This is a genomic window from Streptomyces triculaminicus (assembly GCF_017349075.1).
Classification (GTDB): Bacteria; Actinomycetota; Actinomycetes; order Streptomycetales; family Streptomycetaceae; genus Streptomyces; species Streptomyces triculaminicus.
In genome coordinates, this window is sequence record NZ_JAFMOF010000009.1 from 12,964 (window position 1) to 33,134 (window position 20,171).

The following is a 20,171-nucleotide window of genomic DNA, read 5'->3' on the forward strand; positions in this document are numbered from 1 at the left end:
TCCCGAATTCGGTTGGCAGGAAAGGGCGTTGACCAGTTCCATGCCTTCGTTGTGCCCGCAAAGGGGCCACCGAAGGAAGGGACCACCTTGTGAAACACGTCAGACGCGGCCTGGCGGCGATAGCCTCGCTCGCCCTCACCGCAGCCCTGTGTGCCCTGGGCACCTCACCGGCCACAGCCTCCCCCGCGAGCCGGGTGACCCCTCAGGGGCACGGCACGTGCACGGCCGCTGCCGACGGCTCCGCGCTGCGCAAGCGTGGTGTGGCCTGGACCTGTGTCGGGGCGGATCCCGTCGCCGACTTCGCCCCCGGCCCCTCCTTCGCCCCCGCTGATCCGGGGGAGGCGCTCAAGCTGTGCCTCGAACACTCCAGTAAACGTGTCATCTCCAACCGGCACGCGTACTGCACGAGGATGCCCCTCAAATACATTCTCCTCGGCAACAAGAACGAGAAGCTCGGCGAGGCCCACATCGTCCTTCTGGCCGTGGGCATGCTCGACTCCTACAAGGGCCAGTGGGACGAGGCCATCATCGCTAACCCCGGCGACATGGACGACAAGGTGTCCTCCGTGGAGGTGGCCCTCAATTCCACGTGCAGCGGCATGTGCAGCACGACAGGACCGGCCTTCGGCGGCACACACGCGATCGTGACCAAGGGCGGCGACCCCGTGCAGAGCACCATCACCTACATATCCGGCGTCGCCGCCAAATCAGGCACCTCCTCCCATAGCATGCCCACCTACTACGTGGACGGAGCCGCCGTCGGCGGGGTCGGCGTTCCCGGGTATGACAGCGCCATCTTCGACGGCCCCGACGTGCGCTGTGACGGGGAGATCGGCAACACCACCGGCTGCATCGTCTTTGGGCACACGCCCAACGTGACCTTCTCGAAGGCGAAATACCGGGGAGCGGCCGTCGCCTACGAGTGGGCGCAGAAGAACCTCACCGGTAAATTCGGCGACGCCAACCACCTGCTGTCGCGGTATATCGACCCTCTTGACCCGGAGGCCGAAAAGAGGCGTGCCAAGACCTGTGACCGTGGGCCGTACGCCTTCCCCCGGGGAGCCACCGGAATACCCAACGACTCGTGTGACGAGTATCCCTTCGCCCGGTCCTGGCAGGGCGGGAACGACGGCGAGCACTGTATAGACATCACCCCGCGCCAGATCGGCGGCGTATGGGACGTCGCGGGCGTCACCGTCGACCGGGGCACCCCGCCCAACGCGCCCTGCATCCGGGCCCATGTCGACAATAAAGACAACACTGCTGCGGGTGGCGAGCTGGGGCGGGCGGTACAGTCCGACCGCATCCTCGATAGTGAGTGGTACCAGGTGATCATCACCCCGTAGGCGGCGGGCCTGCCTCCCCGGGCACCCGGGGAGGCAGACCAGGGGCCGGTTAGGTTCCGTCTGACGGGTCATGCACGAAGCCGCAGGCGTATGGCCGCAACGGTCACAGTGCCGTTGCCGGAGACGAGCGTCTCACCGTTGCAGCGGGTGTCGCGGCCTCGGCGCGGGCGGTTCCGCCGGTCGTCGGCCGCCTGCCGGCTCAGCAGCAGCGACCGATCGCCTGGACCTCGCCGAAGTCGCCCTCCGCGAACGCCCTCGCCGGGATCGTGAAGTACATCGTCCCGGCGTCACCCCAGCCCCAGCCGAGTTCCGCGTCCTCCGCGAGCTGGAGCAGGTGCACCGCGGGGCCGTCGGCGTCGCGGCCGGTCACGGCGGACGCGTACGAGGTGTCGGGCCAGCCGAAGGCGCAGTGGCTGCCCGCGGTGTTCCCGTTGAGGTCGTCCATCGCGTCGAGGATGAGCGATGTCGCGCCCCAGTGCCTGTCCCCGTCGAACTCGATGTCGTCGTCCTCGACGTCCCAGCAGTCGGGAAGCATGGTCACCCCGACCGCGTGGACGAGACGCAGCGGATAGCGCCGGGCCGGCTCCGGTGCCGCCGTCTCGACCGCCCGCGCGGGGTCGGCGGGGACGACGCGCCACGCCTCGGGCGCGTACACGTCCAGCTCGCGGTACTCCTCGTACGGGATGTCCGGGTCGAGGTGGAAGAAGTTGAGCAGGCCCGGCCGTACGGGCAGTTCGTCACCGAGCCAGGCGGCCAGCGCGTCGGTGTCGAGCACGGCGTACGCGGACAGCGGGACGCCGTCGAGTACGGGCCACGGCGTGCCTGGTTCGAGCAGGGCGGATCCGCCGAGCCGGGACAGGCCGGTGGCCGGAGCTTCGTCCGTCGCCGGGATCAGCCGGAAGCCGCGCCGGGCCATCGCCGCGAACTGCCGGCCCGCCTTGTCTCCGAGCCGTTCGGTGCACACCCGGTGCAGGACGGCGGAGTCATCGAATCGCATGCCGGGATCTTCTCAATGCCTGCCGGCGACGGGTCGGCGGGGTCGCGGGACGCAGGGGGACCACCGGGCGTCGTCTCACCCGCCTCAGCCGGACAGCCGGGAACGCAGCAGCTTCTTGTCCGGTTTGCCTGCCGCCGTCAGCGGAATGTCGTGCAGCAGGTGCAGGGCGTCGGGGGCGTAGAGATGCCCCTTGCGGGCGGTGACGAAGTCCCGGATCTCCTCCAGCGAAGGTCGCTGCCCGGCGGCGGGCACCACGGCGACGTGGACGTGCTCCACCGACTCCTCGTCCCGGCTGCCGAAGACCGCGCAGTGGGCGACGCCGGGATGATCCAGCAGCAGGTCCTCCAGCTCCGCCGGGTAGACGTGGCCCCCGACGACCACGATCACCTCCTTGATCCGGTCCACGATGTAGAGGTAGCCGTCCTCGTCGAGGTAGCCGACGTCGCCGGTGTGGATCCAGCCGTCGCGCAACACCTCGGCGGTCAGTTCCGGCTGCTTCCAGTAGCCGCGCATCACATAGGGCGAGCGCACCTGCACCTCGCCCCGCTCCCCGGGCGGCAGGGTGGTGCCGTCGGCGTCCCGGACGGCGATCTCGACGCCGGGCAGGGCCCGGCCGACCGTCAGCTGTCCGCCGCGGCCGGTCACCTCCTGCCCGCCGGGGCCCACTTCGGTGATGTTCATCGCCTCGGCCTGCCCGTACCAGCCGTACAACACGGGCCCGAGGACCTCGGCCGCCTGCCGCAGCCTGGCCGGTGAGGCGGCGGTACCGCCGTAGGTGATCCGGCGCAGGCTGGACAGATCGGTGCCGGCCAGGTCCGGATGGTCGAGGAGCTGGTAGAGCAGCGGCGGCAGCAGCCAGGTGTGGGTGATGCGCTCGCGCTCGATCGCGGCCAGTACGTCCCCGGGGGCGAAACCGTGCCGCAGGACCACCGAGCCGCCCTGGTGCAGCGTCATGTCGGCGAGGAATCCGGCGAGATGGGCGAGCGACGTGCAGGCCAGGTAGCGGGGAGGGTCGCCGGCGTCGGCGAGCCCGTGGCCCAGGGTGCGCCGATAGGAGTCGTGGGTCATCTGGATGCCCTTGGGGATTCCGGTGGTTCCGCCGGTGTGCCGAATGCACCAGTCGTCGCCCGGACCCACCAGGCCGCCCATCGGCCGTGCCGGGCGGCGCGCGGCCGTGGCGAGCACGTCCTCGGCGAAGCCGCACGGACCCAGGGAGAGCATCGGCGGAACGCCGGCGAGCCGCCGCAGCTCCTCGGCGGTGCCGTGCCGCTGGTCGTCCACCAGCAGGAGGGAGCAGTCCACGCTCGCCATGATGCCGGCCATGACCGGCGGGCTCATGCCCTCGTAGAGGCCGACCACCCGGGCACCGGCGAGGTTGGCGGCGTAGCGGGCGACGATCGCCTCGGCGGTGTTGCCGGTGAGCAGGGTGACCGTGCTGCCGCGTCCCACCCCGCGTTCCGCCAGCTCCCCGGCGAGCCGGTGGACCCCGTCCCGGAGCTCCGCCGCGCTGATCACCAGCCCCTGGGCAGTGGTGATGGCCGCTCGCGACGGCTCGGCGGACAGGACATCGAGGACGGCCTCCACATAACTGGTGAAGCCCTCGTCCGTGGCGGTGTGTCGCCGACTCATCGCTCTTCTCCCTTGTCGGAACCCGGTTGACGTGGACACCTGTGACGCTAGTGCCGTCCGCTCATGCCTTCCACGACCGCTTTGGCCATGTGCTCATGACGCGTCGGGCATGAACGACTCCATGGCCAGCCGGCGGAAGTCCAGTGCGGCGGGGGAGAGGTAGGCGTTCTCGCGCCACACCAGGGTCAGCGTCCGGTGACAGTCCGCGGCCGCGTCCAGCCGCGACCAGGCCACCGGGCTGCGTTCGCCGAGGGTCCGCCGGGCGACGGCCGGCATCAGGCCGATGCCCAGACCGGCGCGGATCAGCTCCGGGGTGGCGGCGGCCTCGTCACCCTCGAAGGCCACCCGCGGTGTGATCCCTTCGCGGGCGAAGAGCCGCTCCAGCAGGGCGCGCTGCCAGTGGCCGGTACGCGTGCTGACGAACTCCTCGTCGGCCAGCTCGGCCACCGCGACGCGCTCCCGGCCGGCCAGCCGGTGCCCGGGCGGCACGGCCAGCAGCACCTCCTCCCGCAACAGCTCCGCCGAACACAGTCCAGGACCGCCCAACGGCTGGGAGGCGAGCGCGAAGTCCACCTCGGCCGAGCGCAGATGCCGCCGCATCGAGTCCACCGGAGCCTGGAACAGGCGCACGTCCACCCCGGGCCGGTGCGCGCGGAAGGCGGCCAGCACCCCGGCCAGCTGGAGGAGGGTCTCGGCGGCTACGGCGACCCGGCCCGGGCCCGCACCGGCGGCATCGGTCATCTCTCGGCGGGCGTCCTCCAGTTCGGCCAGCGCCCGCTCGACCCGGTGCAGGAAGGCCGCGCCGTGCTCGTTGAGCCGTATCCGGCGACCGTGCCGGTCGAAGAGCGGGATGCCGAGCTCCGACTCGAGCCGGAGGATGGTCCGGCTCACCGACGGCTGGGCGACCCGGAGCTCCTCCGCGGCCCGGCTGATGTGCTGGTGCCGGGCCACGGCCCGGAAGTAGCGCAACGACAGAAGATCCATGGCGACAGTCTCGCCGAGACCCACAGCACCCTCGGCCGGACTTGATGACCGCCGACCATACCGTGGCCTCCGCCTAGACGCCCGTGCTGAAGCTGTAGTTGGTCGAGGAACAGCAGGGCCGCCACCGCTACGTGCGTCTGGCCGGTCCGCACGTAGCCGAGCTGATCGAGAGCCTCGCCGGGGCCCGACCCGGCGCTGGCATGCACGAGCCCATGAGGCGTGTTTCGGCAACCGAGCCCACCGAGGACCAGGGATTGATCGGTCACTAGAGTCACCTGCATGGCAGCACCAGTACTTCAGGCGATCGAGGCGGACGGAACGACCTGGGACGACCCGTCCGAGGAACAACTTCACGACTTGCTGGCCGATATGAGCCTTACGTGGCGTTTTGTCGTCGTGAGGCGGCTCGACGCGGAACCTGCCGACCAGCACTTCATGCAGGTCTACCTCAACGACGACCTGAGCTGTCAGGTGGAATACCGAGAGGGAGGGCCGGACAGGCACTTCCAGGCATGGGTACCCCGCGAGCACGAGACCTTCGCCGTAGAACCTGTGGCTGAGGTGCTTCAGGCCTGGGCCTACGGGCGACCCGGTTGGCGTGAGGCTCTTCCCTGGATCCCGTGGTCACCCGCAGCGTAAGGCATTCCCCACCATCCCTTCGCGGCCATGCATTGATGACTGCGACCGGGAGAGTTGCTTCGTAGTGGGCGTATAACGCAGGCGGGTGCGGTTCTTCCGAAGGCCAACTCGTGATCCCGTTACGAGCTCACCGGACCTGACGTCCCGAGCCCGGAAAGTCATGTGATCCGTCGGGCAGATCCTGGGGGCGGCGAAGAAACGGACGCGGTCGGCCGTACGGGACAGCCACGCGCCATACCCGCGCCGTTGCTCCCGCCGAACTGGTTGCCGCCCACTTCACCGCAGCCGTGTCCGTCGCCCACCCCGGACGAGTTGGCGAAGGCTTCCGGTCCGCTTTTCGTGTACGGAATCGCCATGGTCCATGTCGTCTCACGGGGCAGCTGTCCCGTGCCACAGAACCTTGACGGATCGCCATCGAAGATGGGTCAGTAGGCGATATATGCCGTTGAATTTTGACCCACCTCGGTCAATACGTCGGCATTGTTGCTGTCTATGTCGTTCGGACTGCCTGACGGCTCCACGGTGTCGTGGGCACGGGACTCGAACCTGTGCGGTGATGTTGTTTCACATGAAGCCGTCCCGTCACGTCGGCGACCCGCTGCTGAGCAGCCCTCGAGCACCTGCTGATGCGAGGTGCTCCGTGTCCGGAATTGCTGCTCGCGGCGCCGAGGTTCAAGGGTTCGGCGTCGTTCGCCCCCTGGCCCTCGCCTCATGACCCACTCCAAGCGCACAACGACCGCCAGCACCCCGGACGACGATCCCTGGGCGATCAACCCCTACGAAAATCGGACAATGGGCCTCGGTGCGTTGCTCGAAACAAGCCTTGCTGTGAGACTCAGGGCGCCTGACCGGAGAATTTCGCCGACGTCTCCAGCGGGCAGCCTCGGGACTCGCGACGCTCGGACCCTTTCCTCTGTACTTACCGGATGCTGTTCGGGCTCTCCGCCGGTCTCCACTGAGAAACCGGAGAAGGTCATGCTCACACGACGTAGATTTTTCGGACTCGCCACTGCGGTGTTGGCGGTGTCGGCCCTCTCCGTGGCCGGTGCGCCTGCGCAAGCCGAAGGCTTCAGCCCGATCAACGTCTGGAATTCGAGCCACTGTCTCGACAATGCCACCGAGAACTCCGCGAAGCTCCACATGTGGTCCTGCAGCGGTGGTTCCGAGCAGAAGTGGCTCGAAGGGTTCAACACCCAGACCGGCCTGTTCACCTTCACCAACCAGCGCACGGGACGGTGCATCACCGCGCCGGCCTCGGGGTCGGGGACGGTCACGATGGCGTTCTGCAACGCGGCAGCCCCCACCCAGCAGTGGCGCGTCCTCTTCGCGGACAACCCCAACGGGCCGCCCTCAGGCTGGTACCAGGTCTGGCAGAACGTGTCGAGCGGGCTCTGCCTGTCGACGCCCAGCGTGCGAAACGGCACCCTTCTGCAAACGACGGTCTGCGATCCCTCCCACCAGTACTACAGGTGGCATCAGCAGTAAGAGCCTGCAGGACGGGAAATGAGGTCATCGGGTTCGCCCAACTTGCGCGCGCCGCGGCCGGAATCCTCGATCGAGGGCCAGAGCATGGGATTCGCAGGCGTCAGGGGCACTCGCAGTGCTCGGCTTCGTGGCAGTCGGACCAGAACCCCTGCAGACCAACGAAGCCGCCCTGGAGACTCTCGCCCGTCCTGGCGTGGTCGGCGTGCCCATCCGTGTCACGACCGAGGCGGCGCCGCGGCAGCGTGCCCGCACCGCGTACGAGGCCGCGCGTCGGGAGGCGAGCGCACCGAACCGCTCATGGGTCGACGTCCGTACGGGGGCCGGCCCGGGACGCTGACCGGAGTCCGGACAAGTGTCTCCCGGAAGGCAGGGTGCTCGACCCGCGTCAGGCCGTGAAAGCGTTCAGCTTCGCGCCTGTCACCGGAGCCTTGGGCTTGAACGTGTAGTCGAACTTGTACGTCGTCTCGTGCGAGCTCGTGAAGTGCGGGCACACCAGCGGGCCGACCATCCCGCCCTTCGCGCCCATCTCGATCCACCAGCCCGCGCAGCGCCCGTCCGGCGTGCCCCAGCCCTTGCCCGGCAGCAGGTCCTCGACCCAGCCGGTGACCCGCGTGGTGCCGTCGCCCTGCGGGCACATCGATATCTCGCCCCGCCCGAAGGACTTCGTCCCGGCGGCCGTGACGCACGCCGGCCCATCGGATGGCGCGGCCTGGGCGGTCGGGGCGGCCAGCAGCGTCAAGGTGCCGGCTGCAGCGGTCGCTCCGGTCAGGGCCAGGATACGGACAAAGCGCCTCATGCTCGTTCCTTCTCCCTTAAAGGGCTGAGACCGAGACAACCACGAAATGGATCAACAACGCCAGGGTGCGTTCAACCGTCCGTAGAGGACGGCCGACGCGGGTACACCGTGCAGCAGATCGCCGACGACCTCGGCGTCAAGCGCACCCCCGTATGCGGGCACTTCGGGTGACGGGGTAGATCTTCCTCAGTCGTCGAGTAGCCGCCATGTGGTGAGGGCGAGCCTGATCCGCATCAGTCCGGTGGGTTCAGTGAGTTCGATGCCCAGGGTCTTCGCGATCTGTTCGAGTCGGCGGGCGACGCTGCTGTGGTGCAGGTGGAGGAGGTCGGCTGCCCGGCGCAGGGAGCCGGTGGCGCAGTAGGTCTCCAGAGTCTCCATGTCTTCCGGGGTGCCGGAGATCCGGGCGATGGCGGCCACGTCGGCGTTGTCGCGCGAGGCTTCCTTGGGTATCTCGGCCAGGAGCGCCAGCGCGCCCAGGTCGGCGTAGCGGACGACCGGTTCGCGCGGGCCGGTGAAGCGGAGGGCGGTGCGGGCTTGCAGCCAGGAGCGGTCGGGGCTTTCCGCGGCGCCGATGCCCGCACGTACGCCCGCCGGAAACCGGGCCGGATCGATGGCGGTGGCCAGGATGACGCCCACGTCGGCGAGAGGTGCCGCCTTCACCGGGCCGGCCGGGCACAACAGGCCGCCGAGCCGGCAGAGCGGGAGCCGAGACCGTACGGCGACGACGCGGACCGGCTGGTCGGCGGCGAAACCCAGCAGCCGAAGCGCCCGTGCTCTGGCCGCCTCGTCGCTGTCGGCGCTGATCGCCAGTTCGACGAGGGCGGGGTCGGCCATGGTGGTGCGGGCTGGGCCGTACTGCTCGGCGACGGCCGCGGCGGCGATGGCGAGCCGGTCGAGGAGCACGTCGTCGAGGGGATTCGGCGGGCCTGGGCGTTCCAGCCACACCGTGCCGATCTCCTCCTCATCGAGGGTGATCGGCACCGTGGTGGACGCGGGTGCCGGCGGGGCGGAAGCGTGCCTGCCGTCGGGCGAGACGCGGGTCACCCGCCCTGTGCCGTGGAGCCGAATCCCTGCCACGCACTCGGCCAGGCCCGCCGAGGCCCGGGCGAGCGCCGGGAGATCCACCCGTCGGCGCATCAGCGTGTCGTAGAACGCGACGATGCGCATCGCGCCGTCGATGTACGGATCCAGTCCCGACAGCCGAACGGCCAGTGCTTCCATGGCAGAAGGATAGAAGGACCGGGGTGCGCCGATCGGTGCGTGATCGCGATGGGATGCGCGACGGATGGCGGGTGACCCACCGGGTGACGACCGTGAGGATGGTCGTCATGGATCCCGAACTCGAAGCATTCATCCCGTTTCTCCCGCAACTGGACATGAACGACCCGGTCACCTCGCGCAAGATTTTCTCCGAGCGTGCCGCCGCGGCGCCGGCACCGGACACCTCGAACATGGAGGTCGAGGACCGCACGGTGTCCGCCGACCCGGACGTGGCGGTGCGGGTCTACCGCCCGCACCAGGCGCAAGGCGCCATCGTCTGGCTGCACGGCGGCGGCGGAGTCTTCGGTGACCTGGACACCGAGCATCCCTGGGCCGCCCGGATCGCGGGCCTCTCCGGGGCGGCGGTGATCTCGGTGGGCTACCGCCTGGCGCCCGAACACCGGTTTCCGGCCGCCCTCGACGACGCCTATGCCGTACTGACCTGGACGGCCGAGCACGCGGACGAACTCGGCATCGACCCCGCGCGGATCGCGGTCGGAGGACACAGCGCCGGCGCGAACATCGCGGCCGCGGTGGCCCTGCGGGCGCGCGACGAGCAGGGGCCAGCGGTCCACTTCCAACTGCTCAACCAGCCGGGACTGGACGACCGGCAGGAGACGTGGTCGGCGCGGAACTTCACCGACACGCCCTGGTTCAACCGCGACAAGCTTGCCGCAGCGTGGCGGCACTACCTGGGCTCCCAGCCCGCCACACCGTACGCCGCCCCGGCTCGGGCCACCGATCTCTCCGGCCTGCCACCGGCCTACATCGCCACCGCCGAGTTCTGCCCGAACCGCGACGAGGACATCGCATACGCGCTGCGCCTGATGCAGGCGGGCGTGTCGGTCGAGCTCCACCAGTGGCCCGGCACCTTCCACGGGTCGCAGGCGATCCTGTCCGCCGAGGTCTCGCAGCGGCAGATCGCCGAACTCGGCGCCGCCCTGCGCCGCGCGCTGGCCCAGTGAGCCGTGGATGCCGAAGGCACGGGGAGAGTCCCCGTTGCACTCATTGATCATGAAAGGACGGATGTCTTGAAGATCCGACGGGCAATATGTGGAAGCGTGGCCGCGCTGAGCGTCTGTGCGGGCACGGTGGCGGCAGCTCCCGCGCCCGACGGGACAAGGGCCGCACCGGCCGCCGGCACCAGCCCGGCGACCGGCCTCGATCCCGTAGAGCTGAAGTCCGCCACGGACGGTGTCCACCGCGCCGGCGTGCCGGGGGTGTATGCCGAGGTACGCGATGCCGGCCGGACATGGCGCGGCGCCTCCGGGGTCGCCGATGTCACGACCGGCCGTCCCGTCACGCCCGACATGCGCCAGCGCGTCGGCAGCGTGACCAAGACCTTCACCGCCGCCGCGGTCATGCAGCAGGTCGAGCAGGGCCGCATCCAGCTCGACGCGCCGATCGGCGGCTATCTGCCGCAGCTGGTGCCGGGAGAGCGCGGCAGGAAGATCACGGTCCGGATGCTGCTCAACAACACCAGCGGCCTCCCCGACTACATCCGCTATGCATTCCCTTCTCTGCAGAACATGTCGCCCAAGAGCCTGGACGACAACCGGTTCAGGCAGTTCCGCCCGGCCGAGCTGATCGAGATAGGGGTCAACGCGCCTCCCGCAGGCGAGCCCGGAGCCACTCCGGGGGTGTACTCCAACACCAATTACCTGCTCCTCGGCCAACTCCTGGAGCAGGTGACCGGTACCACGGCCGAGGAGTACATCACCCGGAATGTCATCGAGCGTGCCGGGCTCAGGCACACCGAGTTCCCGGCCGGGCCGGGTATCAAGGGACCGCACTCGCGGATGTACGAGGCCCTGTGGGGCCTGAACGACCCACCGCGCGACTACAGCGTCTACAACATGTCCTGGACGGGGACGGGGGCCGCTCTCGTATCGACCATGGAGGACCTCAACCGCTTCTACGGCAAGCTGCTCGACGGCAAGATCGTCAACCAGGCGTCGCTGGCTCAGATGCAGCGCACGGTCCCGGTCGTCGCCCTGGACGGAACGATGATCGAATACGGCCTCGGTCTGCACAAGGTCGACATCCAGGGTTGCGGCACCTTCTGGGGCCACGACGGCACGGTGTGGGGGGCCGGAACGATTTCCCTGACCCGGGCCGACGGCAAGCGTCAGATGTCCGTCGCGGTCAACCTTCAGAGGTGGAACAAGCCGGACTCCTCGGGGAAGCCGCAGCACCACCCCATCGACGACGCGCTGAAGACGCTGTACCGGCAAGCGATGTGCGGTGACGCACACGCCCAGGCCAAGAATGCCTCATAGGTCCCGGCATTCGTCCCGTAGCCGGATTGCCGCACGCTCGCTGACCCACAGGGCTTCTCTTCTTCTACGACCCCACGGACCCCGCCGGCCTGCGCGCCGAGGCAGCCGCTCAGAACCAGCCTGCTGCTCGGCCCCGACCTGGCCGAGGTCCCCGAGGGAGCGCCCGGCGAGGTGTACGTCGCCGGGGATCAGGTCGCCCAGGGGTATCCGGGTCTTCCTGCCCGGACCGCCGAACGCTTCGTCGCCGATCCGCACGGCCCGGCGGGCACCCGTATGTACCGTACCGGCGACCGGGCCGTGCGCGGGCCCGGCGGGGCGCTGGAGTATCCGGCCCGCGACGACGACCAGGTGAAGATCCGCGGTCACAGGGTCGAGCCCGGCGAGGTGCGGGCAGCCCTGGCCCCCTGCCCGGGGTGGCCCAGGCGGCCGTGGCGGTGCGGGACGAAGAGCTGAGGTAGCCCGACCGTGTGACGTGCCCGGGCGAATACGGTCGCGTGGCGCGCCGGACTGTCCCGCCCGCGACGCAGGGTGCTTGGGTCTGGGGGCCGGGCATACGACGGCTCTCATGGTCGTCCTGGCGGCCGGCCGGATCCCGGCCTTCTTGTGCGTGTCGCCCGTCCTGGCGTGCGTGCCGTCCGAAACGCCGAAGGAGAGATCGTGGTGCCAGGAAGTGTCGACGAGAGCCGCAGGACGGTGTCCGCGCAGCTTCTCAGGGGCCAGAAGGCGCTGGTGACCGGCGCCAACTCGGGTATCGGCCTGGCGACCGCCGTTGCCTTGGGCCGGGCCGGAGCGGACGTCGTGGTGAACTACGTCGTCGGTGCGGACGAGGCCGAGAAGGTCGTGGCGCAGATCAAGGACTTCGGGGTTCGCGCCTACGCCCACGAGGCCGACGTGTCCGACGAGGACCAAGTGGTCGCCATGGTCGCGCGGATGGTCGAGGAGTTCGGCACCATCGACATCATGGTGGCCAACGCGGGCCTGCAGCGGGACGCGGCCGTGACGGACATGACTCTCGCCCAGTGGCAGAAGGTCATCGACGTCAACCTGACCGGCCAGTTCCTCTGCGCGCGCGAGGCCGCCAAGGAGTTCGTACGGCGCGGTGTGGTGGCGGAGGTGTCCCGTTCGGCCGGGAAGATCATCTGCATGAGCTCGGTCCACCAGATCGTTCCGTGGTCGGGGCACGTGAACTATGCCTCCTCCAAGGGCGGTGTGGGCATGCTGATGCAGACCCTCGCCCAGGAGCTGGCCCCGAAGCGGATCAGGGTCAACGCGGTCGCGCCCGGCGCCATCCGCACACCGATCAACCGCGATGCCTGGTCCACCCCCGAGGCCGAGGCCGACCTGCTGCGCCTCATCCCGTACCGCCGCGTGGGCGACCCGGACGACATCGCCAACGCCGTCGTCGCCATGGCGTCCGACCTGCTCGACTACGTCGTGGGCGCCACGCTCTACGTCGACGGCGGAATGACGCTCTTCCCCGGCTTCGCCACCGGCGGCTGATCACCGATGCAGGATCACGTCACGCCCCGCCGGGTGGTGATCCTCGGCGGGGGCTTCGCCGGGCTGTTCGCCGCCCGCGCCCTACGCCGGTCACCGGTCGCCGTGACGGTGGTCGACCGCCGTGCCCACCACCTCTTCCAGCCACTGCTCTACCAGTGCGCCTCCGGAATCCTGTCCGAGGGCCAGATCGCGCAACCGCTCCGCACGGTGCTGCGACGCCATCACAACGTGAGCTGCCTGCTCGCCGAAGCCACCGACGTGGACGTCGAAGCCCGGCTGGTCCACGCCCGACGACCGGACGGCGGAGCCGTCGAGCTGCCCTACGACGACCTGATCGTCGGAGTCGGCATGCGCCAGTCCTACTTCGGGCACGACGAGTTCGCCGCTCACGCCCCCGGCATGAAGACCCTGAACGACGCGCTGGACATCCGCCGACGGATCTACCAGGCATTCGAGATGGCCGAAACGGCCGCAGACGCCCGGGAACGGCAGCAGTGGCTCACCTTCGCGCTCGTCGGCGGCGGGCCGACGGGTGTCGAACTCGCCGGACAGATCAGGGAGATCGCGGGCCACACGCTCGACCGGGAGTTCCGGACGATCGATTCCGCCCATGCCCGGGTGCTGCTCTTCGAGGGGGCCGACGAGGTGCTGGGCGCGTTCGGCCGCCCCCTGGCCCATCGCGCGGCCCGCACACTGCGGAGCCTCGGCGTGGAGCTCCACCTGGGCACGAAGGTCACCGACGTCGACGCGCACGGCCTGACGGTTCAGGACCAGGACGGCGCGACCACCCGGTTCGAGGCACGCACGGTGCTGTGGACGGCCGGGGTCGAGGCGCCGCCCATCGCCGCCGCACTGGCCCGGGCGACCGGCGCCACACAGGACCGGGCCGGACGCATCGTCGTCGAACCCGACCTCACCGTTCCCGGCCACCCGGAGATCCGCATCACGGGCGACGTGATGAGCCTGAACAAGCTGCCGGGCCTGGCCGAGGTCGCCATGCAGTCGGGCGCGTACGCCGGCCGGGTCGTGCGCCACGCGGTGGAGGGCAGGACGAAGCAGCCGAAGCCCTTCAGATACTGGGACCTCGGCAGCGCCGCCTACATCTCCCGCGGCCGGGCCGTCGTCAAGGCCGGCCCGCTCCACCTGTCGGGCGCGATCGGATGGCTCGTCTGGCTCTTCATCCACCTCGCCTTCCTCACCGGATTCCGCAGCAGGCTGGGAGCGGTGCTCAGCTGGTCCGTCGCCTTCGCCACCAGCTCGCGACGCGAGCGCGCCTTCACTTTGTCGGACGCCGGCGCCGACGCCGGACGAGGTGAAGGCGCGCCCGCCGGCCCGGCACCCGTGCAGAAGGCGCCCCCGCCGCCTCCCTGACCTCGGCAACCGGCCGGCACCTCCCGGCTGCCCCCCTTCGCACCCTTGTCGTTCCTCAGCCCCCGCGTCCCGCGGGGCAGACCCTCGAGGCGCACATGCTCAGCACAGCGGCCCTTCTGGCGAACACCCCGCCCCAGCTCCTGCCGGCTCGTGAGCTGATGGCCTTCACCCTGGCCTCGCACATCCTGCTGGTCCCGTTCGGTGTGGCGCTGCCGTTCATCACGGTGCTGATGCACCACCGGGCGTTGCGCCGCAACGACGCCGTCGCCCTTCGGCTCGCACGGCGCTGGTCGGCGGTGATGGCCGTCCAGTTCGCCATCGGCGTCGTCACCGGCACCGTGCTGTCCTTCGAGCTCGGCCTGCTGTGGCCCGGGATGATGGGCCGCTGGGGCGACGTCTTCGGCCTCGGGTTCGGCGTCGAGGCCTGGGCGTTCTTCCTGGAGGCCGTCCTGATCGCGATCTACCTCTACGGCTGGCGCCGGCTCAAGCCCTGGACGCACTTGTGGCTGGCCGTACCGCTGCCGCCGGCGGCCCTGATGGGCGCGTTCGGCATCATCGCGGCCAACTCCTGGATGAACACCCCACAGGGGTTCGGCCTCGACGCCCAGGGAAATCCCGTCGACGTCGATGTGCGGCAGGCGGTCTTCACACCGATGTTCGGCCCGGAGTACTGGCACTTCGTGGTCGCGATGTTCATGACCGCCGGCTACGTGGTCGCCGGCGTGTACGCGGTCGGCTGGCTGCGCGGGCGCCGCGACCGGTACCACCGGCTCGGCTTCACGCTGCCGTTCACCGTCGCGGCAATCCTCACGCCGGTCCAGTTCATGCTCGGCGACTCCGCCGCTCGTGCCGTCTTCCACAAGCAGCCGGTCAAGTTCGCCGCCATGGAGATCGTCTGGAAGACGGACACCCACGTGCCCGAGTACATGTTCGGACGACTGAACAGCGACGGGACGATCGCCGGCGGACTCAAGATCCCCCAGCTGGACTCGATCCTCGCCGGTTTCAAGCCCAGCACCCAGGTGACCGGGCTGACGTCGGTCCCGGCCGCCGACCGCCCCACCGCCGTCCAGGCCACCATCGCCCACTGGGCGTTCGACATCATGGTCACCATCGGCAGCCTGCTGATCCTGCTCGCTCTCTGGTACGCCTGGTCCTGGTTGCGACACCGGGACCTCCCTCGCAGCCGCTGGTTCTTCCGCAGCGCCGCGATCGCGGGAGCCGCGTGCCTGGTCACCGTGGAGTGCGGCTGGATCACCACGGAGGTCGGCCGTCAGCCCTGGATCGTCTACCACCACATGCGGGTCTCGGAGGCGGTGACCACCACCAGAGCCGGATCGCTGTGGGCGATGCTCGGCATCGTGATGGCCGTGTACGTGGCCGTCTTCGGCGCGTTCCTCGCGATCGTCCTGACGATGCGAACTCGCTGGCGCATCGCGGACGAGGGCTCGGCCGCCGAGCGCGCCGCACTCCCGCCCGAGACCGACACCCCCTACGGGCCCAGAAGCGAGCCCGAGCCGGCAGCCACAGGGGCCGCGCCTGGTGGCGGGTCCGACCGCACGTCCGGCGGTGCGTCATGATGGCCGCTCTCATCGCCTGGGTCATGGTGCTCGCGATCGCCGCCTACGCCTGTGCCGGGGGCACCGACTACGGCGCGGGCTTCTGGGATCTCCTGGCCGGAGGGGCGGAACGGGGCCGGCGGCCCCGGTGGCTCATCGATCACGCGATGGAGCCGGTCTGGGAGACCAACAACGTCTGGTTGATCTTCGTCTTCGTCATCATGTGGACCGGCTTTCCGAGGATGTTCCAGGCCGTGTTCGAGGCGATGTGGCTGCCCCTCGCGCTCGCGGCCGTGGGCCTGGTGCTCCGCGGCGCCGGGTTCGCCCTTCGCAAGCCGTCCCGCCGCCTGGCCCAACGACGGCTCTATGGTGCGATGTTCGCCATCTCGTCGCTGCTCACGCCGTTCTTCCTCGGGGCGGTGCTCGGAGGCATCGCCGCCGGTCGGGTCGCGGTGGGGATCAACGCGTCCGCGGACGCCTGGGCCAATCCGACCTCCGTCCTCGCGGGTCTGCTGGCCATCGCCGCCACCGCGTTTCTCGGGGCGGTGTTCCTCTGCTGCGACGCCCGGCGGTTCGGCGCCGACGACCTCGTCGGCTACTTCCGGCTGCGGGCCCTGCTGGCCTTCTGTGCCGTGGTCGTCCTCGCACTCATCGGTCTGCCCGTCACCCACAACCACGCCCGGTATGTCTGGGAGGGCCTCACCGGGGGCCTGGGCCTGCTGCTGATCGCCCTGGCCGCGGTCTGCGGTCTGGCCACGGTGTTGCTTCTGCTGCGCCGGTCCTACGGCTGGTCCCGCTACACCTCGGTGGCGAGTGTCGCCCTGACCATCGGCGCCTGGGGCTTCGCACAGCGACCCTACGTGCTGCCCACCTCGCTGACGGTGGCCCAGGCGGCCGGCGCCGCCCACACCCTGCGTTGGCTGGGCATCGTCACGGCCATCGCGATCGTGCTTGTCGGCCCGGCGCTGGTGCTGCTCTACCGGCTCGACACCATGGGTGAGCTGGAGCCGCTCTCCGACGCCGACACCCGGGCCGCCAGGGCGCCCGGGGACACCCTGTAGCGGCGCTCCGCCGGCTCCCTCGTAGCGTGCGGCACCCCGTCAGCCGAGCCGGGCGGCGATGTGGTCGCCGACCCGCAGGGCGTTGGCGATGGCCGTGAGCGACGGGTTCACCGCGCCGATGCTGGGGAAGAAGCTGGTGTCGACCACGTAGAGGTTGTCCAGGTCGTGGGCCTTGCAATGGACGTCCAGTGCGGAGCTGCCCGGGTCGTCACCGAACCGGACGGTGCCGGCCTGGTGCGCGGTGGCACCGATCGGCATGCCCTTGTGCAGGTAGATGCTGTGCGACAGCAGGTGGTGCTCGTGCATGCCCAGGCGGCCCAGCATTCCCTGCAGTTTGTGCTGGAGGCGCTTCAGTCCCGCGATGTTGTTCTTCTCGTCGAGAGCCAGGTGGATGTCGTCGTTCTTGTCGAGGGTGACGCGGCTACCGGGCAGGGGGAGGTCCTCCCCGCACAGCCAGAAGTCGACGGCGTGGTGGGCCAGCATCTCGAACGGCATGTCGGGCGTGACCGCGCCGGCCCAGCGCGGCGCCTCGCCGTGGATCTGGTCGGCGTCCGACTTGCCGAGCATCTGGATGCCACCGAGCGGGAAGTCCCAGTCGTCCGCTCCCAGATACCAGTCGTGGAGCGCCAGGGTCTTCTGGAACCTGGTGGGGTTCGGTTCCTTCGACACCGCCATCAGCGCCAGGTTGTTGTGACGCATGTAGTGGCGTCCCACCACGTCCGAGCTGTTGGCGAGGCCGCCGGGGTGCTTGTCGTTGGCCGAACGCAGCAGGAGGACCGCCGAGTTGACCGCGCCGCAGGCGACCACCACGATGTCGGCGCTGTAGGACTCGGTCGTTCCGTTTCCGAGCCGGGCCACGACCCTGGTGACGGTGCGTCCGGTCGGGTCGGTCTCCAGGCGCCGTACGTCGGCGCCCGTCACCATCGTGACGTTGTCGTGCTTCAGCGCCGGGTCGACGCAGATCACCTGCGCGTCGGACTTGGCGCCCATCAAGCAGGGGAAGCCGTCGACCCGGTCGCAGCGGATGCACACGCTGGAATGGGTGGCCCGGCCGTTCTCGTCCTGGGTGAGGTTCACCCCGATGGGCAGGTGGAAGGGGTGCAGTCCGTGCTTTTCCAGGTCGTCGCTGAGCTGCTGGATGCGCGGCTCGTGTGCCACCGGTGGGTGGGGGTACTGGCCGCTGGCCGGACCCTCGGTGGGGTCTTCGCCATGCCGCCCGTGCACCAGGTAGAGCTGCTCGGCCTGCGTGTAGTACGGCTCCAGATCCTCGTAGCGGATCGGCCAGGCGGGTGAGACGCCGTCGTGGTGGCGCAGCTCGCCGAAGTCCTCGGGCCGGAGACGGAAGAGGGCGGCACCGTAGAACTTGGTGTTGCCCCCGACGTAGTAGTTCACCTCCGGGGGGAACTCGTTGCCGTGCTTGTCGTACCAGAACTCGGGGGCACGGTACTTGCCCTTGACGAAGACCGCGGTGGAGTCCCAGTTGTCCCGCTCCCGTGGCAGGTAGTCGCCGCGCTCCAGAATGAGGATCCGCTTGCCGGTGGGGGCCAGCCGGTGGGCGAGAGTGCCGCCGCCCGCTCCCGTACCGATGATGATGACGTCGTGGTGATCGTCGGCCATGCGGAGATCCCGTTCTCGGAGTCGTTGGCCGCCCTGGCCGTAGCGCCCTGAGGGCCCCTGTGCTGCACCGCGCCGGACGCGCGGGCACGCTGTCGGGACGTTCAGCACTAAATGTGAAGCTATCGGGCGGTCCAGGGAGTGGCGACCGTAGGGGAGCCGATCAGGTGTGCAGTCAGTGGGCCGCCCGCACGGCATTCGCCGCCGCGTCGACGATGACCTGCGGGTCGCCTGCCGCGTCGACGGTCAACCCCGGCTCGTCCGGTCGCAGTGGTTCGAGGGCGGCGTACTGGGAGTCCACCAGCTCGGCCGGCATGAAATGGCCGGCCCGTCGGGCCACCCGTTCGGCCGCGGTAGCCCGGTCGAGCGCCAGGTCCAGGAACCACACGCCGGCGCTTGCCCTACGGAGCAGATCCCGGTACTCGCGCTTGAGGGCCGAGCACGCCACCACCGCGCCCTGGCCGGAGTCGGTCGCCTCCCGGATCCGGTCGGCGAGCAACAGCAGCCATGGCCGGCGGTCCTCGTCGTCGAGCGGACGGCCTGCGGCCATCTTGGCGCGGTTCGCGGCGGGGTGGAGGTCGTCCGCCTCCAGGAAGGGCACCATGAGCCGCCGGGCGAGCAGTCCGCCCACGGTGGACTTCCCCGAACCCGAGACACCCATGACCACGACGACGGCCGGCACGGGGGCAGCTGCTCGCACGACGTTCAGAGGACGGCGATCGGGTTGACCGGTGAGCCCGTGGCGTCCGGCAGTCGCAGTGGGGCGATCACGCAGAGGAACGACCAGCGCCCCTCCGTCTCGCACACCGGCGCCAGACCCTCGAACTGCAGGTAGTCCATCAGGTGAAGGCCCATGGCGTGGATCGCAAGCACATGCACGGGGAAGTCGACCCCCTCGGTGGAACTCGGGGCCGTGTCGTTGTTGCCGTCGCCGCCGAGTACGGCGACCCGCCGCTCCGCCAGGAACTCCAGCGCGGACGGATGGAGCCCCGCGCGCGCATTCGCCGCGTGCCACGCGCCCAGCTCGCTCCTGCGTTTGCGGTGGCCGACCCGGACGAACAGGAGATCGCCCTCACTCACGTGTACGTGCTGGGCGGTCTCGGCCGCGGTGAGGTCGTCGGCGCTCACGTGGTCGCCCGGTTCGAGCCACGGCACGCCACGGAGCCGCGGGACGTCCAGCAGCACGCCGCGTCCGACGATCCCGTTGCGAGCCACTTCGACGGAGAGCGCCTCGGCGCCGCCGGACGTGACGCTGCTCGCGGCCACGCCGCCGTGCAGCGTGCCGTCGTAGATCACGTGGCACAGCGCGTCGATATGGCTGTCGGCGTCGCCGTGCACGTTCATGGCGAAGCTGTCCATCGCGAAGTGGAGCCCGTCCACGGTGTCGTCCTCCGGCTGCACGCTCATGCGGTGCCTCGCCGGCTCGGGATTGTCCGGACCGGGCAGCGTCTCCACAGGCGAGGCGAGCGTCACCGTCCGGCCGGTCCGCACCTCGCGGGTGGCGGCCAGCACCCGGGCCGGAGTGAGTGAGGCCAGGGCACCCCGGTCGCCCCTGGCCCAGGCGGCGCGCGAGAGCAGGCGCCGGTACAGCACGTCGAACTCGGCCGCGGTCAGCCGTGGCGGCCCTGCCGGACGGGCGTGCGTGGCCATG

19 protein-coding genes are annotated in these 20,171 nt (G+C 69.9%); 11 read left to right on the top strand and 8 right to left on the bottom strand.

Going from position 1 to position 20,171, the window contains the following annotated elements; all coding sequences use genetic code 11:
- Positions 1 to 89: 89 nt before the first annotated feature.
- Complete coding sequence (locus J1792_RS33275; RefSeq protein WP_086566178.1) at positions 90 to 1,346, top strand: NucA/NucB deoxyribonuclease domain-containing protein; 1,257 nt, start codon at positions 90 to 92, stop codon at positions 1,344 to 1,346.
- Positions 1,347 to 1,545: 199 nt separating this feature from the next.
- On the opposite strand, the gene J1792_RS33280 is transcribed toward J1792_RS33275, so the two are convergent.
- The 3 genes from J1792_RS33280 to J1792_RS33290 form a co-directional block, all read right to left on the bottom strand.
- Positions 1,546 to 2,343: a DUF1963 domain-containing protein gene (locus tag J1792_RS33280; protein ID WP_086566177.1), complete on the bottom strand. Its 798-nt coding sequence runs from the start codon at positions 2,341 to 2,343 to the stop codon at positions 1,546 to 1,548.
- Between the two features lie 84 nt (positions 2,344 to 2,427).
- Complete coding sequence (locus J1792_RS33285; protein WP_086566176.1) at positions 2,428 to 3,972, bottom strand: AMP-binding protein; 1,545 nt, start codon at positions 3,970 to 3,972, stop codon at positions 2,428 to 2,430.
- A gap of 93 nt (positions 3,973 to 4,065) precedes the next feature.
- Positions 4,066 to 4,956 carry a LysR family transcriptional regulator gene (locus J1792_RS33290; protein WP_207248952.1) on the bottom strand — a complete coding sequence of 297 codons (891 nt, stop codon included), beginning with the start codon at positions 4,954 to 4,956 and terminating at the stop codon, positions 4,066 to 4,068.
- A 279-nt stretch (positions 4,957 to 5,235) separates the two neighbouring features.
- Here J1792_RS33290 and J1792_RS33295 point away from each other — a divergent pair, with 279 nt between their 5' ends.
- The 3 genes from J1792_RS33295 to J1792_RS33305 all read left to right on the top strand — a co-directional run bounded on the left by J1792_RS33295 (position 5,236) and on the right by J1792_RS33305 (position 7,417).
- Positions 5,236 to 5,595, top strand: a complete 360-nt coding sequence (locus J1792_RS33295) for a hypothetical protein (protein WP_207248953.1) — start codon at positions 5,236 to 5,238, stop codon at positions 5,593 to 5,595.
- 975 nt (positions 5,596 to 6,570) lie between these two features.
- Positions 6,571 to 7,080 (top strand): RICIN domain-containing protein, encoded by a 510-nt coding sequence (locus tag J1792_RS33300; RefSeq protein ID WP_086566174.1) that lies wholly within the window; start codon positions 6,571 to 6,573, stop codon positions 7,078 to 7,080.
- 127 nt (positions 7,081 to 7,207) lie between these two features.
- Positions 7,208 to 7,417 (top strand): hypothetical protein, encoded by a 210-nt coding sequence (locus J1792_RS33305; protein ID WP_143587541.1) that lies wholly within the window; start codon positions 7,208 to 7,210, stop codon positions 7,415 to 7,417.
- Positions 7,418 to 7,465: 48 nt separating this feature from the next.
- Here the strand turns inward: J1792_RS33305 and J1792_RS33310 are convergent, their stop codons facing one another.
- Both J1792_RS33310 and J1792_RS33315 read right to left on the bottom strand, forming a co-directional pair.
- Entirely contained in the window at positions 7,466 to 7,876 is a 411-nt protein-coding gene (locus tag J1792_RS33310) for a hypothetical protein (RefSeq protein WP_207248955.1), read from the bottom strand.
- A 186-nt stretch (positions 7,877 to 8,062) separates the two neighbouring features.
- A complete protein-coding gene (locus J1792_RS33315; protein WP_207248956.1) occupies positions 8,063 to 9,097 on the bottom strand; it encodes a helix-turn-helix domain-containing protein in 1,035 nt (344 codons plus the stop codon).
- A 107-nt stretch (positions 9,098 to 9,204) separates the two neighbouring features.
- Between J1792_RS33315 and J1792_RS33320 the strand changes: the two genes are divergently transcribed.
- From J1792_RS33320 to J1792_RS33350, 7 genes are all read left to right on the top strand, one after another.
- Positions 9,205 to 10,101, top strand: coding sequence for an alpha/beta hydrolase (locus J1792_RS33320; RefSeq protein ID WP_086566194.1), 897 nt, complete (start codon positions 9,205 to 9,207; stop codon positions 10,099 to 10,101).
- 210 nt (positions 10,102 to 10,311) lie between these two features.
- On the top strand, positions 10,312 to 11,415 hold the full coding sequence (locus J1792_RS33325; RefSeq protein WP_086566193.1) for a serine hydrolase domain-containing protein: 1,104 nt from the start codon (positions 10,312 to 10,314) through the stop codon (positions 11,413 to 11,415).
- Between the two features lie 171 nt (positions 11,416 to 11,586).
- Positions 11,587 to 11,868, top strand: a complete 282-nt coding sequence (locus tag J1792_RS33330) for an AMP-binding protein (RefSeq protein WP_278251544.1) — start codon at positions 11,587 to 11,589, stop codon at positions 11,866 to 11,868.
- Positions 11,869 to 12,075: 207 nt separating this feature from the next.
- Positions 12,076 to 12,915 (top strand): SDR family oxidoreductase, encoded by an 840-nt coding sequence (locus tag J1792_RS33335; RefSeq protein WP_086566192.1) that lies wholly within the window; start codon positions 12,076 to 12,078, stop codon positions 12,913 to 12,915.
- Between the two features lie 6 nt (positions 12,916 to 12,921).
- Positions 12,922 to 14,286 carry an NAD(P)/FAD-dependent oxidoreductase gene (locus tag J1792_RS33340; RefSeq protein WP_086566171.1) on the top strand — a complete coding sequence of 455 codons (1,365 nt, stop codon included), beginning with the start codon at positions 12,922 to 12,924 and terminating at the stop codon, positions 14,284 to 14,286.
- Between the two features lie 95 nt (positions 14,287 to 14,381).
- Complete coding sequence (locus J1792_RS33345; RefSeq protein WP_086566170.1) at positions 14,382 to 15,866, top strand: cytochrome ubiquinol oxidase subunit I; 1,485 nt, start codon at positions 14,382 to 14,384, stop codon at positions 15,864 to 15,866.
- The gene (locus tag J1792_RS33350) at positions 15,866 to 16,906 is read left to right on the top strand and encodes a cytochrome d ubiquinol oxidase subunit II (RefSeq protein ID WP_207248958.1); all 1,041 of its coding nucleotides are present in this window, start codon (positions 15,866 to 15,868) and stop codon (positions 16,904 to 16,906) included. Before J1792_RS33345 ends, J1792_RS33350 begins: the two co-directional genes overlap by 1 nt.
- Positions 16,907 to 16,945: 39 nt before the next feature.
- On the opposite strand, the gene J1792_RS33355 is transcribed toward J1792_RS33350, so the two are convergent.
- The 3 genes from J1792_RS33355 to J1792_RS33365 form a co-directional block, all read right to left on the bottom strand.
- Complete coding sequence (locus J1792_RS33355) at positions 16,946 to 18,523, bottom strand: GMC oxidoreductase (protein ID WP_086566168.1); 1,578 nt, start codon at positions 18,521 to 18,523, stop codon at positions 16,946 to 16,948.
- Positions 18,524 to 18,695: 172 nt separating this feature from the next.
- Entirely contained in the window at positions 18,696 to 19,220 is a 525-nt protein-coding gene (locus tag J1792_RS33360) for a gluconokinase (RefSeq protein ID WP_278251545.1), read from the bottom strand.
- Positions 19,221 to 19,225: 5 nt separating this feature from the next.
- On the bottom strand, positions 19,226 to 20,170 hold the full coding sequence (locus J1792_RS33365) for a cyclase family protein (RefSeq protein WP_207248959.1): 945 nt from the start codon (positions 20,168 to 20,170) through the stop codon (positions 19,226 to 19,228).
- Position 20,171 lies beyond the last annotated feature (1 nt).